This window comes from Teichococcus wenyumeiae (genome assembly GCF_003696345.1).
GTDB lineage: Bacteria > Pseudomonadota > Alphaproteobacteria > Acetobacterales > Acetobacteraceae > Pseudoroseomonas > Pseudoroseomonas wenyumeiae.
In genome coordinates, this window is sequence record NZ_RFLX01000058.1 from 1 (window position 1) to 14,376 (window position 14,376).

Here is a 14,376-nt window from a genome sequence, read left to right on the forward strand (position 1 = left end):
CCTCAGCTTGAGCCAGCGCGGTCTGCACAGCAGCCTTGGTCTCGGCGGTCGGGGAGCCAACATCAACCTGTCGCCGCGCGGCACGCGGACTACGGTGGGCGTGCCTGGCACCGGGCTGTCCTATGTGAAGGACCGGCGCGCAGGGCAGGTGAAGCGGCCTGAGCCAGCGCAGGAAGTCCTCCCTCCGCCGCCGCCCACTCCAGAAGAGAACGACGCCAGCGGATGGGGCTGGGCTGCCGGCGCGGTGTTTCTCTTCGCGGTGGTCGTCATCATCGCCTTCCTGGCGCGCTAGCCACTCCGCTTCTTCTCCACCACGTAATCAATCGTGTTGACCAAGACGGCATGGTCCACCAGCGGTGTGGTGGAACCCTTCTTCTGCGCAATCGTCTTGGGGTCGTTGGGCTCGGCCCAGCTACTCGAATGCCGGATCGTGTTCTGGATGCGGTCTTTGTAGAAGGCGCCCAGGCTCTTCAACGCGTCTGGCACAGAGAGCCGGCCGGCGATGACCGCGACCCCAAGGCGACCTGTCAGGGAGGCGGTGCGGGACGCTGCGGTGTCGGCCGTGTGCCGCATGAATGGGCGGGCCGGGATGTGCTCGGTCCCGAACTCGTTGTGGGCGGCATACTGCAGCACCTCCATGCCATCGCCGTCTTTCGGCCCGGCCCGCACGCCCACCTTCACCTCGGCCTGCTGCATGGCCTTTATGTCGCGGACCAGCCGCCCCCAGCCGCGGTCAATGACGCGGGTTGCGCGGGGCATCAGCGCGACAGCCCCAGGCTCTGGCCAATCTTCTTGGCGAAGCTCTTGGCTTGCTCTGTCTGCGCGGAAGAGGAGGCGGGACCATTCGCCGACGAGCTGGACGCGCTGGACTTGCCGGCCGGCGTGTTGGTCTGCCCCGCCCGGCCCTTGGCTGCGCCCTGTGCGGTTGCCTCTGGGATTTCAGCCTCCGCCAGTCTCACCTTCCTGACCTTCACCAGTTCAGCCTGGATGGAAAGGAAGCTCCCCCCGCCAGCATCGCTGGTGCGGGTGGCGCGCAGGCTGTCGATGCCCATGTCGGTATAGCGCTGGATGCCGGTGCTGACGGTAATCAGGGCACGGGCGGCGTGCATCTCCCGCAGGGCATCGACAGCGGCCACTAGCTTCTGCTTCCCGGGGGGAGAGAAGCCGACGACCTCGATGCTGTCTGCGCTCACCAGACCGGAGAGGCGGACGCGCTCCGCCCCTCGGAAGATATTGTCGCTGATGAGCGAGCCATCCTCGACGGGGTAGAGGGTGACCCCGCCATCTAGGGTGATGTCTTCGCTCAGCAGCACATCAAGGATGAGTGTGCCGAGCATGCTCCGATTAGGGGTGTTGGTGAAAGCAGAGAGGCTGATCATGCGGCGCTCCATGCGGTTTCAGCATCCGGCATGGACATGCCGACCTGACGGGCGAGGCGGTCGAAGTTGCTGGTCAGATTGCTTGCTGCTTGGTCCACACCGGCCTTGGCGCCGGCGGCGACCTCAGCGCCGGAGACGCCGGTGGCCTGGACGTTGATGTTCTGGGTTACCGTCATCGGCGCATTGACCGTACTAGTGGTGGAGGCCGGCATCAGTCGGGCCACCGCAGGGCTGTTAGCGTTGCCGGCGGTGTAGGACATGCCCGCCCGCAGCATCGGCGCCATCTCTTCGGTCTTGTCTTGCATCCACCGGATCGGGCTGGCGCGGGGCCGCCCAGGTTCTGCCGACATCGGCTCCGCCGGCACCTCAGGGAAGCCCTCCAGTTTCCCGGACCTGTTGAGGCCGCCGCGGCGCGGGGCGCGTTCCTCGCCCTCCTGGATCGGCCCGGAGCCGCCCAGCTTCAGCGCCGAGGCTGCCGCGTTCACCGCGTCCACGATCGGCTTGACCGTCTGCCAGGCGCTCTCGAAGCGACGGGTGATGCCGTCCCAGAGGGTGTTGAAGAACTCCGACACCGGGCGCCAGGCGGCCATCAGCGCCGTGGCCGAGCCTGCCCAGAGGGTGCCGATCGCGTAGGTGAACCACTCGACCTGCGGCTTCATGCCCTCGATCTGGCGGTTGACCCACGCCTTCAGGTTGGCGAGGGCATTCCGGACCGGCTGCACCAGCGCGTCGAAATCACCAAACCACTCACCGAACAGGGTGCCGGCCGTGTTGCCCTGGACCCACTGCACGAAGTCATCCAGCATCACGCCGAGGGCGGTGACGGCGCCGGCGGCGAGAACCCATGGCGCGGCGATGGCAGCGTAGGCCATGAGGCTGCGGGTGATGGTGACCAGCAAGGCGGCATTGAAGGCAGCCAGGGCGGCGGTGCCGATGCCGATGGTATAGGCCAGAACCCGCAGGATGCTGCGAAGCCCGCCGATCTCCTTGATGAACTTGCCCAGCGCCGGCAGGCGGCTGCGGAGTCCTTCCAGCCAATCCGACACGCCACCCAGGTTGCTGGCGAGGAACTGTGACAGGCCCAGCGCCTTATCGAGATCCGCCAGGACCTGCTTCCAGGTGTTGCTCAGGATCGCGGTGGAGCGCGCCATGGTCGGCGGCAGGTCCAGCAGCTTCTGGCGCGCGGTGTCGGCATAGGCCAGCAGGGGGCCAATCAGCTTCTCGGCGGTGAGCTCGCCCTTCTCGGCCGCCTTGCTGAACTGCGCGTCCGTCAGCTTCAGCGCCTTGCGGAGCTCGTCCACAAGCTGGGGCATCGCCTCGCGCAGACTGACCAGCTCGTCACCATTCAGAACGCCCTTACCGAGCGCCTGGCCGAGCTGCATGGTCACCGAGGAAACCTGCTGCGTGGAGACGCCGAGGCTCGACATGGCCGCCTGCAGGCCGCCAATCAGCCGCACCGTATCCTCGGCCGACTTGCCGTTCTTCGACATGGCGAGGTTGTAGTTGCCGAAGGCGGTGGTGGTCTCGCCAATCTCGGCGCCGGTCTGGCGCACTACCTGGTAGAGCTGTTCGTAGATCTGGCCGGCCCGTTCCGCGGATCCAAGCGCCCCTTCCAGCTTGTTCAGGTTGCCGGTCATCTCGTCACCGGCCCTGGCAGTGGCAGCCAGCACCGGCACCGTGGCGCCGATGGCGGTTACGGCCAGAACTGCGGCGCCGGCCAGTGCGGTGCGGATGCGGTCTGCGGTGCTCTCGGCCGCGCGCTGCATCTCGCGCAGGGTGCTGTCGTACCGGGCCACCGCCGTCTGATCGACCTGGAAGCCCAGGCGGGTCATGAGTTCCTTGATGACCATAGTTAGAACCCCGCCTTCCGCGCTGCGGCTTGGCGCTCGGCGCGCTTTGCCAAAACCGATCCGACCATCTTGTCGAGGTGCTGGGTGCCGGCCTCCAACTTCGCCTCCAGCCTTTCGGCCTCATTGGCGAGGATCTGCTTCCGACCCTGGATCTCGGTCATCCGCACCTTCATGCGCTTCACCTCAGCGCGGCTGACGAAGCGGCCGGCTTTCCCCTCCGCCATCAGATGCTCCGCACGCTCGACGATGCGTTGTTCCTCGGCGGACAGCTCCTGCATCTGTGTGGCGAGCCGAGCGGCTTGCTGGGTGCGGGCATTCAGCGCGTAGAGCGCATCGGTCAGGGCGGGGTTATCCTTCATCCCTGCGGTTCCTTTTGCATGCGATAATCGCCGTTACCGCTCATCATCCCGGCTCGCCGCCGGTGGCTTCCTTCAGCGCCTCACCCAGCCGGTAGAGCTCGCTGCTCAGCTTCCTGCGCTGCTTCTCGAAGCGCCCGATGGCCGTGCAGATCTCCCGCGCCTCGGCCGGGGTGCCGCGGCCAGCAAGGATCTCCTGCATCTTCTCTCGCAGAAGGTGGTTGTGGTCTTCCTTCAGCCGGCAGCAGAGATCGTGTTGCCGGGCCACCTCCATGGAGCGGGCCCGGAGTTCCGACACATCGAGATCGGCGTAATCCTCAAGGCCCGTCATGGCATCAGCGCTCCGGGTCGTGGGGGGTGCTGCGGGCCGGGCGAGGGGGCTTGGCACCCTTCTCGAACTCGGCTTGCAACGCGGCATGGAAGGCGTCTTCGCGATCAGCCAGGGCGGCTTCCTCGGCAGGGGAAAGGCGCGGGGTCATGCGCCGACCCCTTCGCTGCTCAGCACCAGGGGCGCCTTCATGGGGTGGCGCGGGGAGATCGCGGCGCGCAGGTCGTTCTCGGTGTAGCCACTGCCCCGACCGCTACTGACCGCCGCTCCGATGCCCTTTTTCCGAAAGAGTTCTTCCTCCCTTTCGATCGCCTTGAAACCAGCAGGGATGTGCCGGGTGAGCGAGGCGACGGCATCGAACTTGCGGCCCCCTCGCTTCGCATCCTGGCGATCGAACGCCACGTAGGTGGCGGCGATATCAAGAACCCGCTCAGAGACTTCCTCGCCGTCAAAGATGACCTTGATCCCCGAGGGGAACAGCGAGCCGGGCTGGCTCAGCGCATTGATGACCACGCGGCGGGTCTGCGCTTCGGTTTCGTTGTCGTTGGCATCGGTGATCGGCATGATCAGAACCCCCTCGTCTTGCCCAGGGCCTTGGCGCGGGTCAGCGCGGCCGGTGCGTGCTCTTCCAGGAAGTGGGCGGCATGGGTCTCGAAGTCCCAGAGCTTCATCTTCTCGTTGTGCTCGTAGGCCCGGATGCGCTCGGCCTTGGCTTCTCCAAGCGCCTTGTCGGCAGCCTCGTAACGGGCTTGCGCCGCTTCCTTGAGCTGCCGCTGTGGCGTCCACGCGGCCACTGCCAAGGCCCTCTCGGCGGCAGACCAATCGCGCTCCACTGCCGGCAGCGCCTCTTGCAGCAAAGCCAAGCCGGCCTCGGCGGTGCGGATTGCATTCTCGGCCTCGGCCACTTCATCCGCTCGGATGATCTCGCCCTTCTTGGCTCTGGCCAGAAGCTGATCACGCTTGGAGACGCTGGCACGAACGGCGCTCGCGGCGTCACGGATCTCGGCACGCAGAGCCAGAACCTTGTTGAAGGCGTCGGCCGCGGCGGCGTCAGCAGCAGCCAGCCCCGGGATGGTCTCAGGCTTCGTCTTCACCAGCGCGCCCATCAGCGGCCTTCCTTCCATGCGTTGCTGATGCGCCGGATCATCTGCTCGCGGGCGGCAAGGGCGCCGCTCATGACCGGGAGGCGGGTGTGATCCAGGCGCAGGTTGCTGATCGCCTCGTCCATGCGCAGCCGGGCATTACCGGCGCGGCCTTGGGCGACGATGGCGCAGTGGTTGTAGGTGATGCGGCGCTGCACAGCGTCGTAGCGCTCGCCCTTGATGGCGCCCGGCGTCTCATCCAGCTTGACGTTGTAGCCAAGGGAGATCTCGCGATGGCCGCCGATGGCCTTCGGATTGTGGATGATGATCTCGGCACGCAGGTTGTCGCCGTCGCGACGACCGGCGGTCAGCACCGTCCCGATAATGCCGCGCGGTGCATCGGCGGTGACGGTGCCCGGATGCCCCAGCGTCACCGGCACGCCTCGCAGCGAGGCCAGGCTATCGGCGTTGAAGACCTCTTCAGGCGGCCGGTACTCGCGGCGCACCTGACCATTGGCGAGCCTGTAGGTGAAGATGCCGGCCCGCGTCAGGATCGGGTCATCGCGGAACCAGCCTTCCTTGGTGACCTGCAGCGCATTGCGGGCAGTCGGGGCGGCGTATTCCAGGAAGTCAAAGCGCATCGTCACAGGGAGGCATCCCCATCGAGGCGCAGCCCGTCAGCCCCAGCGACCGGGAAGGCATTGCCGCCCCACTCATCGAAGCGGCTTTCGAAATAGAGGTTGGTCGTCATGACCGGCGCCGCGTCGAAGTCGATTGCCCAGCCACCTCGGCGGGAGAACTCGCGGCAGAAGGCAGACCGGAGGGCGGCATCATCGCCGCTGGCATTCGGCCCCAGCAGCTCGCGCACCATGTCCATGCGGGTCAGGCCGGCCGGATTGCGCTCGGCACTGTCCAGGCGCGGTGCGGGCGGGATCGGAGAGGCAGCAGCAGACCAATCGTGCGCGAGATCCAGCTTGGTCAGGATCTCGATATCATCACGGCGGAAGTGCTGAGGACTGGAATTCATCGCGGCATCCGTCATCCCCCCAGGCGATGGCCTGGTGCCGCTGAAGCGGCGGTGGTTCTGATCGGGCTGACAAGCCGCGAATATTCGCCATTATACGGCGAACTTGTAGTTGAACGCTAGACCTTTTCGAGAATTGCTCTCTGATCTTCCTTCAGATCGCGGATCAATGCTCTTAGTTCCCGCATCTCTCTACTGTATTTTCCATGGATGGTTCGGGCGGCACGCATGCGTGCCATCCCTTCGGCGGTGCGGGGGCCGGTACTCATCCCCCCGTGCATCCGGCAGCGGCCATTCGGCATTGCTGGCCCTTGGCACTCCCCGCCACTTCGCGTCTTAGCCTGGCAACGCTTCGATGCCCGCGCCGGATCCAGGCTCAACGGCTGTCATCCTTCGGGTTCACGTTGCCCACGATGGCTTGGCCACCTTCCTGCACCACAACCCGCTCCACGCGCACAACCTGCGGCCCCTTGCCGCGTCGGCGCTCCAGCGCTTCCGTCATCTCGACCATCGACCGCGCCAGGTTGGCCCCATCCCTGCGCATCCGGGAGGCAATGTCTGCCGGCTGTTCCCTGAGCATTGCGCGGCGGAAGCACTCCATGGAGGCGTTGTGCAATGCAACCGCCTGGGCCGCGATCATGCCTTCCACCGCATCCTTCGGCGCGAAGGCCGCCATCTGCACCATGATGGCCTCGGCCGCCTCCTTTTCGCCGTCCCCGTCCTTGTTCAGAACCCAGCCAGTCTGGAGGGCGCGGTTGAGCAGGACATTGTTGTGCGCCGGCGACTGGCTGCCAGCAAAAGGGGCCAAGCGGTCGGCGGGCTGCTTCTGGGCCGCCTTGGTCACCGCGGCCTTGGGGGAGGTGGTCTTGACTGCCTTGCTCATGGCTCGATCTCCTGGCCTCGACGGGCCTTTTGCGTCTGGTAACTCACATTATCGGTCGTCAAATCGGGGGTGCTCCGGGGCGCGGCCGGAGGGAGAAAAACGACTGCGCATCGGCCGCCGGCGGCAGTCTGAGCCGCCACCACCCGGTCTATGGCGTAGAGCGCTGCCGGCGCATGGGGTTCCACCTCGGCTTCCTGGGCTGGGCCCCCACCCCCCGGCACCACCTCGGCGGGCTCAGAGCCCCTGTTCTCAGCGTGCGGGCCCGGTTTCGGCGGCTCGGGCTCGGGCTCCGGCTGCTGGATCTCGAAGAAGCCGATCGGCCCCAGCTTCTCTTCCAACCATTCCAGGACACCAGGCAGGAGGTCGGCGCGGACGAGCGCCCGTCTCGTCTGCTGGCCTCTGCCCTCTGGTCTGTAGTGGATGGTGGAGGGGGTATTTCCGGGACATTCCCCTATAGATAGTACTCTTAGGGAGATGTCCCCGAAATCGCGGCCTTGGCCGGCGCGCTGGAGTGCCTTCTTGGCGGCCTCCTGACTCGAAAAAAGATCCGGGTAAATCTTGGCGGCATCGGCGGCGCTGAAGAGGAAGATGCCTCGGCCTGCCATGCGCTCGACCGGGCTGGGTGCCAGTTCCCGCCAGGTGTGCAGCTCATCCACCACCAGCGGCGTCACCACGTCGGCCATGCACCACACAGTCACCGGGTTCTCGGCGGTGCGGTTGACGCCTCTGGCGCGGCCAATGGCCTGGACCATCTCGGCATCGGTGATGGCGCTGCGGATGGCCTCGGCAATCGGGTCTGCGTACGTACGTACTTCGATGGCTGCCCCGGTGCCGTCTCTCATGCGCACCGCCCTGGCTTCCTTCTGGGTGGCGCCAACCTCCACCGGCTTCCCGGTGAGCGCCGCGGCGAGCCGCTTGATATCGCTGGGGCGCGGGAGGGGGCGGCCGATGGTGAAGAGGTGGCGAACGTCCTTCATGTCATCGCGGCCGGCGATGTCGTTGAAGTGGGCGGTGGTGAGATGGTTGATGCCCTGGAAGGCCGGCTCGGCGTCCTGGTAGGTGATGACGGCGGCCGGCTCGCCTCTGGTCTGGCTGATGACGAAATCGCGGAGGCTGGCGACGAGGTTGGCGCGGGTGCGGTTCTGCGAGTTCTCCTGCTCGCCCTCCTGAAGCGGCTCTCCCTGGCGCACCAGGGAAGTCTTCCCGAAGCCCCCGACAACCTGATGGAACGTCATGTAGGGCGCCTGCACCCGCACCGGCTCGGCGTCCTGCAGGTTCGGGAGGTAGTGGCGCACCAGGTCGGTCGGAATGGTCGCGTCCAGCAGGATCACCGGGTTGGCCTTGATGGCGTCCTCGATCTCCAGGCGGGTGTTGAGCGTGATGACGCGGCGGTCCCCTTCCTTGGTGGCGCGGGTGTGGATCTCCACCCGGCCAGTGGCTTCCTCGGCGCCTTCCAGCAGCTCGCGGAGATGCTGCCACATGGCGGCATACCGCCTGATCAGCGGATTGACGCCCGCGTTCTCGGCGGCCTGGAGGCGGGCGGCCGAGGTCATCTTCGGCGCCATGAAGATTTCCCGAAGGCGCTGCTTCTCCAACTTGATGGCGGCCTCGCACCCCTCAGCGGTCAGCCCTTCCTTCACCAGCGCGGCGCGCGTCACGTAGCCATCGGATGATGCCTCCATGGCGCGCTGCAGCTTGGACCTGAAGGTGTGCAGGTCGTTGGTGCCGTCCTGGTCAGAAACCTGCCGGCCGCCCGGGATGTGCTTCAGCACGGGATGGGTGAGGACTTCGGCGGCCAGGTTGTCGATCGCGATGGCGCCCGGGTGGGGCAAGCCATCCTGCCACCAGGCCTCGTCCATGACGGTCAGGCCCAGATTGGCCTTCACGGCCGCCGGCATGTGGAAGGCGAGTTCATGGGCGGCGATCACCACATCGGCCTCGGCCACGTCGCGCCGCTGCCGCTGGTAGCCGCACTGGTTGAAGAATGGGCAGGCCCCGTCCTTCCCGCCGCAGACCGCCTTGTCGACCGGCTCGCCGGCCTGGAGCGCCAGCTCCACGGACGGCAGATCCAGGCACATCTTCTCGCCGGGGGCCTGGGGGTCGTCCTGGGTACGGCCGCGGTGGATGGCGACCACCGCGCCCTGCAGGTCGGCCGCCTCTTGCAGTTCAGCGAAGTGTTCCTCGGCCGAGACGCCCAGGCGGATGGTGGGCACCAGCCACAGCACGCGGCTGGGCTGGTTCTCTTCCTTCTGGCGGTAGCTGAAGGTCAGCACCTCCTTGCGGGCCATGGTGCTCTTGCCGGTGCCGACATCGACCGCGAAGGCGATGTGGGGCGGCTGGGCGCGCTGGTCCTGGCCGGCGGTCAGGTGCCAGGCGGTGGCCTGCTCCATCACCTCGGCCAGCTTCCGCCCGACAGCCGCCCGCGCCGGATCCCGCTCATGCATGGGCCCGTCGAAGTGAGGGCGCATGCCCTGCGGCACGTCGCGGCGATCCTCGCCGGCGCGGGCGAAGGCGCCGCGGATGATATCGTCCAGGTAGGCGTCGCTGGCGTATCGGGTGAGCTCGGCCGTGCCATGGAGCCGGGCATTGACCGGGGCGGCGGCGATGGCGGCGCGCAGGGTGGCCTTCAGCGCTTCATCGTCGCGCTGCTTCAGCGGTGTGTGCCATGCGTAGAGCATGGTGGCGCGCAGGAGGGGGCCGTGGAAGCCTTCCAGCCCGTCACCATCGCCCACCAGGGCAAGGGCCTGTTCCACGCTGGTGGCGCTGACCGGAGACAGCCCCTTGCCGTTGCTGACGCGCTGGCGGGTCTTCTGCACCTGCTGGCGGAGGTCGGCCGGGTCGAAGGCCGGCAGTTCCACCGCGTCGTCCATCCCCTTGCGCCAGCCGGTGCGCCGGGGGAGCGGGTCATGTCCGCCCTCGATCATCGGATCCGCGATGTAGTGGGGCTGGGCCGCGTTGAAGGGCGCCCGGTCAACCTGGGGCGCGTTGACCTGAAGGTAGAGCTTCAGATCGTCGTTGGTAATAGCCTTTACCAGCCAGAAAAACAGGTGGGCCTTCAGCACACCCGGCTTGAAGCCGGCCGAGGAAGAGAGCTGCCAGAAGCAGGCAACATCGTGGAAGGCCTCGGGCAGCAGGTCATAGATGGCGCGGTCCACCACCGCGTCGGGATCTTCGGCCAGGTCGCCCCAGGTCGGCAGGGGATACCCGTCAATGTCGATCATTACCCACTGCCGCGACACCTCCACCAGCGTCGGGTCAATGCCACCCTTGGCATGCTTGCGCCGGCGGAGGGGGCGATCGGGGCAGGCCGCAACCTGGGCGCGGGCGGTGTCGGTGAGCGCGCCGCGCACAATGGTGGCCCGGGGGTCGCGGCGGATCTCCTCGATCTCACGCGCCAAGTCGGCCAGGGAGGCAACGGGTCGCTCCTCCATGGTGAAGAGGTGTCCGGCGTCGTAGGCGATGGATGCCCATTGGTTGAGCGTGAGGTTCCAGCGCCACGTCTTGGTAGCGAAGCGAGCCCCGCCATTTCTGGCGGGGGTGGTGCGGAGGATGGTCAGGCCGCAGGTCAAATGTAGCCTCTGAGGCCATGCTGGTCAGCGAGGGACCATTGGGCCCTCACCGCGCGCACGGCAGCCTCGGCGATGCCTGGCTGGAGAGTGTAGAGGGGCCAGAACCGACCATCGCTTCCTTCGCGAGTGGGCGGCTGGAGGAAGACCGAGCCATCGGACTTGCGGTGCGCACGCATGCCTTTGAGCAGCACGCCCGGCAACCGCAGTTCCACGAAAGCCAAGTCGCGGTCGATGACCTTGACCACCACGCGCTCTATCAGGGGGGCTTTCATCAGCATTCCCCCAGGACTGGCGAGCTGTCCGCGATCTCGACCGGCATGTAGGCGACGACCTTGAAGCCCTTGCCGCGCTGCTTCGGCTCCCACACCGCAACCTCGCCGAGATGGGACAGAACCCAAGACCGCGGCGTCGGCCGGAAGTCTTCGTCCACGTCGAAGGCGGTGCCGTATCGGGCCAGGTAGTGCGGGAAAGTGGTGAACCAATCGCGGTCCAGCAGATATCGCAGCGCGGCCGACAGGGTGAGCAGGTCGTTCGGATCTTCGATGTACGGAGCGCGGCTCACCGGCTGCCCTCCAGCGAACGCTTCAGCGCTAGCGCGCCGGCCAGGCTGCCGAAGACGCGCAGCAAGGGGCGGCGGTCGATCGCGGTGGCCGGCGGGATGATGTGCACGGCGACACGCGGCTCCCCCTCCGCATCGCGGTTGGTGGGGAGCTCGATCAGCTTGACGATGGGGCCGAGTTGAACCGGCACGCTGCGGCGGCGTCTCACGCGGCGGCCTCCGGTCTATGGAGGGCCTGGGGCGCCTTGCGCTCCGCATGTTCCAGCCGCTGCAGGATGTTCCGGGCACGGCCGCCGCGCGTCACCGCTTCGCGCAGCGACATCATGACAACCTTGCGGGCTTCGTCGCGGATCGCCCGTTCCAGCTCCGGCTCGCGCGGGCCATCGGGGATCATGCAGAAGCCGCGGGCGGTGACGACGGCGGTGTAGTTCTTCGGCCCGACCTGCACCGCCAAGCGCGCAAGGATGCCATCACGGCTCGACGGCGGCGCGCAGCTAACCAGATCCAACTTGAAGTCAGCGACGGCGATTGCGGGGCTGACAGAGTTTGAAGTCATATCCAAGGCGCTTCCCCTTTCATGGGAAAGTCACCGGCGGAAACACTGGCAAGAACGCTGGGGAGACGCTATATCCAATCCGGTCTTCAGATTGTTGGTAGTCGCGTCAATCAGTACCCAGCCCTCGCCCGGTGGCCGCCGGAGCGAGGGTTTTCTATTCCTGGCTGATGAAGCCCGTCCGGGCCATGGCGGGGGCGCTCACGCCGCCACCTGCTGGCCACGGGCCACCGGCTGCATGGTGCGGCGCTGGCGACGGGTCGGTTCCGACAGGGTCTGGCGCAGGGTCATGCCGAACGCAGCGGCGATCGCCGGCAGGTCCGACTTCAGCACGTACCAGCGGTTCCGGATGTTGTCGGCCGGCAGGTTGCCGTTCAGCACCTGCTTATAGACGTGATGGTATTCGACCGGCCCGCCCGAGGCGATGGCAGCCAGCTCACGCGGCACCCGGCTGAGCGGGAGATGGTCTTCTGATGCCTTGGGCATCGTGTCGGAAACCGACATGCGGATCGCTCCTCCCCACATGGGCGGCCATCCACCGGCACTCTCAGGCTTGGAAAACTCTCTTTACCGGACTACCCTAGGAGTTGTTCAGGTTCCTGGACGGGCTTCCAGTAGGTCGAGCTTTAGCTTCCGGCCTTCGAATGTCCTTCCGGTGAATAGCCACGGGACGGCTGGGCTGCGGTGGGGATCGCGGCCTGGCCGTTTTCCGTTCTGGCTTCGGCGTTGGGGACCGCCTCGGGCAGAAGAGAAGGGTTATCCATCAGGGCGCGGCGCGCGAGCGTGTCGCTCCAGAGCGCGCTGGCAACCGTGATGACATCGTGGGTCAGAATGGTAACGCGCCGGCTGCGCCGGACCTCGCGCACCTTCGCATTCCAAGAGAAGGGCAGATCTTCGCCCGGCATCTGGTAGTAGTCCTGGTGGACGCCGTCGCTGGTGTAGGTGGTGATCTGGGCGGAGGCGGGCTCGACGCACAGCGAGATCTCCAACCCCCGCCGATGCTGCGCCCAAGCCTCACGCCAAGCCGGATCTTCACCCGCGGCGATAAAGCCTTCGATCGTCTCGCCCAGGCTCACATCGCTCTTTCCGCGGAGATCCTGGACCTGTCCGACCAACTGAGCGTGCGGGTTTTCCGGGTCCTGCCTGGCATTGAGGAACACCGGAACCCGGGCGGTGAGACGGAGCTGGCGGAGGGTCTGAACGGCCGCGCGCGCCTCTCCCGGCGTCGGCGCCGCCAATCCCAAGAAGAGGTTGGTGAGGTGGTGCTTATCGACCTGGGCGGAGTTCTTCCCGCCACCCTTGGCCATCGAGTAGGCCCACAGATCCGGCTGCAACGCGCGGGTGGTCGTCACCACAGTTCCGGACGGGATGCCGGGGCTGAGGATCTTGCTGATCGCGGTGGTGGCCATGGGACCTGACGCCATGACCAGGAGCGTAAGCGTAAAGATATAGAGAAGCAAGACCGTCCATGATTAGCTAACGGATATGTGCGCTAGCTACCGCAGATCTGCTTTACTTTCCCAGATAGCTCCGTTAGCGTTTGGTAATTCAGTTTATCGGGCGCAATCGACATGAGCGAAACGCTACCGGCGGTCGTCACCCCCTCCCTGCAGGACATGATTGCGGCGAACCTCGACCGCAGCGCACGGATGGCCAGAGGGTCTAAGGCCGCCGAGACGGAGCGGGCCTTGAAGAAGGCAAGTGGCGCCTTCCTGGATTGGGCCAGCGCGCGGGGGCTCTCGGTCTTGCCGGCCGAGGTTGAGACGGTGGTGGCCTACATCGACTGGCTGACCGAGGCGGGGAAGAAGGCGAGCACGATCCGGCAAGCGGTCTGGGCGATCAGCCAGGCGCATGTGGACGCGCGCATCCCGGATCCGACCAAAGACCGTGACGTGAAATTGACGCTGCAGCGGATGGCCCGCCAGGTCGGCACCCGGCAGAACCAGGCCGCACCGCTGGGGCAGGAAGAGGTTGACCGCATCTTGGCGGCGGCCGGCGAGGCCCCGGCCGATCTCCGCAACGTGGCGCTGCTGCTGACCATGCGCGACCTGCTGGCCCGCCGGTCGGAGGTGGTGGCCCTAGAGGTTGCCGATATCGAGGTGGGCAAGGCAGGCATCGTCACCGCGACCATCCGCCGTTCCAAGACCGACAAGTTCGGTGAGGGCGTCAGCAAGTGGATCGACCCTGAGACCCACGCCGCCATCCAGCGATGGTTGGCCTGCGCCGGCATCGAGGCCGGCCCCATCTTCCGCTCGGTGAACAAGGGCGGCCGCGTCGGCACCGATGCCCTCTCCCCCGGTGACGTGGCGCGGATCCTGAAAGGCATGGCCAAGGCCGCCGGCCTGGATCACACCCGGATCTCCGGCCATAGCGCCCGCGTCGGCGCTGCGCAGGACCTGGCCGCCAGCGGAACCGAGTTGCCCGCCCTCATGACGGCCGGCCGGTGGAAAACCGCCACCATGCCCGCCCGCTATGTGGAGAAGCTGGCCGAGGGCCGCGGCGCCATGGCCACCTACAAGGCCAAGCTGAAGGCCAAGCGGCAAGGGCGGGCGGAAGAACTGGCGCAACTTGCGCCAGTTTCCGAGGACCAGATTGCCGAGATCCGCGCTGCCCTGCAGGCCGAGCTGCGGTCGGCGGTCAGCCAGGCCTTCTACGCCGCCGGCGCTGAACTGCTGGACCCCTTCGATGACCAGTGGGGCAAAGAAGTGCGGGCTGAGTTCCTGGCCCGGCCGCCGCTGACCGATGCTCAGATCATCGAGATCATGCAGAAAGCCGGGCAGGAGGCGGCGGCGG

Annotated in this window: 21 protein-coding genes; 2 read left to right on the plus strand and 19 right to left on the minus strand. The window is 66.7% G+C overall.

Annotated features, from left to right (window positions below):
* Positions 1 to 292 (plus strand): DUF4236 domain-containing protein (locus tag EBE87_RS25865; protein WP_199726522.1); only part of this gene is annotated, 292 nt, incomplete at its 5' end.
* On the opposite strand, the gene EBE87_RS25870 is transcribed toward EBE87_RS25865, so the two are convergent.
* From EBE87_RS25870 to EBE87_RS25955, 19 genes are all read right to left on the minus strand, one after another.
* Positions 289 to 759, minus strand: coding sequence for an HK97-gp10 family putative phage morphogenesis protein (locus EBE87_RS25870; protein WP_120639133.1), 471 nt, complete (start codon positions 757 to 759; stop codon positions 289 to 291). The genes EBE87_RS25865 and EBE87_RS25870 overlap by 4 nt on opposite strands.
* Positions 759 to 1,379, minus strand: a complete 621-nt coding sequence (locus EBE87_RS25875) for a phage baseplate protein (RefSeq protein WP_147465059.1) — start codon at positions 1,377 to 1,379, stop codon at positions 759 to 761. Before EBE87_RS25875 ends, EBE87_RS25870 begins: the two co-directional genes overlap by 1 nt.
* Positions 1,376 to 3,211: a tape measure protein gene (locus tag EBE87_RS25880; RefSeq protein ID WP_158600934.1), complete on the minus strand. Its 1,836-nt coding sequence runs from the start codon at positions 3,209 to 3,211 to the stop codon at positions 1,376 to 1,378. Before EBE87_RS25880 ends, EBE87_RS25875 begins: the two co-directional genes overlap by 4 nt.
* A gap of 20 nt (positions 3,212 to 3,231) precedes the next feature.
* Complete coding sequence (locus EBE87_RS25885; RefSeq protein ID WP_120639130.1) at positions 3,232 to 3,588, minus strand: hypothetical protein; 357 nt, start codon at positions 3,586 to 3,588, stop codon at positions 3,232 to 3,234.
* A gap of 43 nt (positions 3,589 to 3,631) precedes the next feature.
* Positions 3,632 to 3,916, minus strand: coding sequence for a hypothetical protein (locus EBE87_RS25890; protein WP_122140252.1), 285 nt, complete (start codon positions 3,914 to 3,916; stop codon positions 3,632 to 3,634).
* 4 nt (positions 3,917 to 3,920) lie between these two features.
* On the minus strand, positions 3,921 to 4,064 hold the full coding sequence (locus EBE87_RS29220; protein WP_158600935.1) for a hypothetical protein: 144 nt from the start codon (positions 4,062 to 4,064) through the stop codon (positions 3,921 to 3,923).
* On the minus strand, positions 4,061 to 4,477 hold the full coding sequence (locus EBE87_RS25895; protein WP_120639155.1) for a hypothetical protein: 417 nt from the start codon (positions 4,475 to 4,477) through the stop codon (positions 4,061 to 4,063). Before EBE87_RS25895 ends, EBE87_RS29220 begins: the two co-directional genes overlap by 4 nt.
* A gap of 2 nt (positions 4,478 to 4,479) precedes the next feature.
* Entirely contained in the window at positions 4,480 to 5,019 is a 540-nt protein-coding gene (locus EBE87_RS25900; protein WP_120639154.1) for a hypothetical protein, read from the minus strand.
* On the minus strand, positions 5,019 to 5,636 hold the full coding sequence (locus EBE87_RS25905; protein ID WP_120639153.1) for a DUF2213 domain-containing protein: 618 nt from the start codon (positions 5,634 to 5,636) through the stop codon (positions 5,019 to 5,021). Before EBE87_RS25905 ends, EBE87_RS25900 begins: the two co-directional genes overlap by 1 nt.
* 2 nt (positions 5,637 to 5,638) lie before the next feature.
* Positions 5,639 to 6,037, minus strand: coding sequence for a hypothetical protein (locus EBE87_RS25910; protein ID WP_120639152.1), 399 nt, complete (start codon positions 6,035 to 6,037; stop codon positions 5,639 to 5,641).
* A 101-nt stretch (positions 6,038 to 6,138) separates the two neighbouring features.
* Positions 6,139 to 6,399, minus strand: coding sequence for an HGGxSTG domain-containing protein (locus EBE87_RS30445; protein ID WP_302466808.1), 261 nt, complete (start codon positions 6,397 to 6,399; stop codon positions 6,139 to 6,141).
* Positions 6,396 to 6,863 (minus strand): hypothetical protein, encoded by a 468-nt coding sequence (locus EBE87_RS25920; protein ID WP_147426108.1) that lies wholly within the window; start codon positions 6,861 to 6,863, stop codon positions 6,396 to 6,398. Before EBE87_RS25920 ends, EBE87_RS30445 begins: the two co-directional genes overlap by 4 nt.
* 35 nt (positions 6,864 to 6,898) lie before the next feature.
* Positions 6,899 to 10,333 carry an ATP-dependent DNA helicase gene (locus EBE87_RS25925; protein WP_147426107.1) on the minus strand — a complete coding sequence of 1,145 codons (3,435 nt, stop codon included), beginning with the start codon at positions 10,331 to 10,333 and terminating at the stop codon, positions 6,899 to 6,901.
* 134 nt (positions 10,334 to 10,467) lie between these two features.
* The gene (locus tag EBE87_RS25930) at positions 10,468 to 10,743 is read right to left on the minus strand and encodes a hypothetical protein (protein ID WP_120639149.1); all 276 of its coding nucleotides are present in this window, start codon (positions 10,741 to 10,743) and stop codon (positions 10,468 to 10,470) included.
* Complete coding sequence (locus EBE87_RS25935) at positions 10,743 to 11,033, minus strand: hypothetical protein (protein WP_120639148.1); 291 nt, start codon at positions 11,031 to 11,033, stop codon at positions 10,743 to 10,745. Before EBE87_RS25935 ends, EBE87_RS25930 begins: the two co-directional genes overlap by 1 nt.
* Positions 11,030 to 11,239, minus strand: a complete 210-nt coding sequence (locus tag EBE87_RS25940) for a hypothetical protein (protein WP_120639147.1) — start codon at positions 11,237 to 11,239, stop codon at positions 11,030 to 11,032. Before EBE87_RS25940 ends, EBE87_RS25935 begins: the two co-directional genes overlap by 4 nt.
* Positions 11,236 to 11,484 carry a hypothetical protein gene (locus EBE87_RS25945; RefSeq protein ID WP_120639146.1) on the minus strand — a complete coding sequence of 83 codons (249 nt, stop codon included), beginning with the start codon at positions 11,482 to 11,484 and terminating at the stop codon, positions 11,236 to 11,238. The genes EBE87_RS25940 and EBE87_RS25945 overlap by 4 nt, the downstream gene beginning before the upstream one ends.
* Before the next feature lie 300 nt (positions 11,485 to 11,784).
* Positions 11,785 to 12,087: a hypothetical protein gene (locus tag EBE87_RS25950; protein WP_120639145.1), complete on the minus strand. Its 303-nt coding sequence runs from the start codon at positions 12,085 to 12,087 to the stop codon at positions 11,785 to 11,787.
* A 122-nt stretch (positions 12,088 to 12,209) separates the two neighbouring features.
* Entirely contained in the window at positions 12,210 to 12,992 is a 783-nt protein-coding gene (locus EBE87_RS25955; RefSeq protein WP_147426106.1) for a hypothetical protein, read from the minus strand.
* A gap of 162 nt (positions 12,993 to 13,154) precedes the next feature.
* Here EBE87_RS25955 and EBE87_RS25960 point away from each other — a divergent pair.
* Positions 13,155 to 14,376, plus strand: a 1,222-nt coding sequence (locus EBE87_RS25960) for a site-specific integrase (RefSeq protein WP_122140253.1), incomplete at its 3' end; no start/stop codon positions are given.

Bases quoted from the DNA above. Each gene is read 5' to 3' on its own strand.
- EBE87_RS25870 (WP_120639133.1), bottom strand. From the start codon at position 759: ATGCCCCGCGCAACCCGCGTCATTGACCGCGGCTGGGGGCGGCTGGTC.
- EBE87_RS25875 (WP_147465059.1), bottom strand. From the start codon at position 1,379: ATGATCAGCCTCTCTGCTTTCACCAACACCCCTAATCGGAGCATGCTC.
- EBE87_RS25880 (WP_158600934.1), bottom strand. From the start codon at position 3,211: ATGACCCGCCTGGGCTTCCAGGTCGATCAGACGGCGGTGGCCCGGTAC.
- EBE87_RS25885 (WP_120639130.1), bottom strand. From the start codon at position 3,588: ATGAAGGATAACCCCGCCCTGACCGATGCGCTCTACGCGCTGAATGCC.
- EBE87_RS25890 (WP_122140252.1), bottom strand. From the start codon at position 3,916: ATGACGGGCCTTGAGGATTACGCCGATCTCGATGTGTCGGAACTCCGG.
- EBE87_RS29220 (WP_158600935.1), bottom strand. From the start codon at position 4,064: ATGACCCCGCGCCTTTCCCCTGCCGAGGAAGCCGCCCTGGCTGATCGC.
- EBE87_RS25895 (WP_120639155.1), bottom strand. From the start codon at position 4,477: ATGCCGATCACCGATGCCAACGACAACGAAACCGAAGCGCAGACCCGC.
- EBE87_RS25900 (WP_120639154.1), bottom strand. From the start codon at position 5,019: ATGGGCGCGCTGGTGAAGACGAAGCCTGAGACCATCCCGGGGCTGGCT.
- EBE87_RS25905 (WP_120639153.1), bottom strand. From the start codon at position 5,636: ATGCGCTTTGACTTCCTGGAATACGCCGCCCCGACTGCCCGCAATGCG.
- EBE87_RS25910 (WP_120639152.1), bottom strand. From the start codon at position 6,037: ATGACGGATGCCGCGATGAATTCCAGTCCTCAGCACTTCCGCCGTGAT.
- EBE87_RS25925 (WP_147426107.1), bottom strand. From the start codon at position 10,333: ATGGAGGAGCGACCCGTTGCCTCCCTGGCCGACTTGGCGCGTGAGATC.
- EBE87_RS25930 (WP_120639149.1), bottom strand. From the start codon at position 10,743: ATGAAAGCCCCCCTGATAGAGCGCGTGGTGGTCAAGGTCATCGACCGC.
- EBE87_RS25950 (WP_120639145.1), bottom strand. From the start codon at position 12,087: ATGTCGGTTTCCGACACGATGCCCAAGGCATCAGAAGACCATCTCCCG.
- EBE87_RS25955 (WP_147426106.1), bottom strand. From the start codon at position 12,992: ATGGCCACCACCGCGATCAGCAAGATCCTCAGCCCCGGCATCCCGTCC.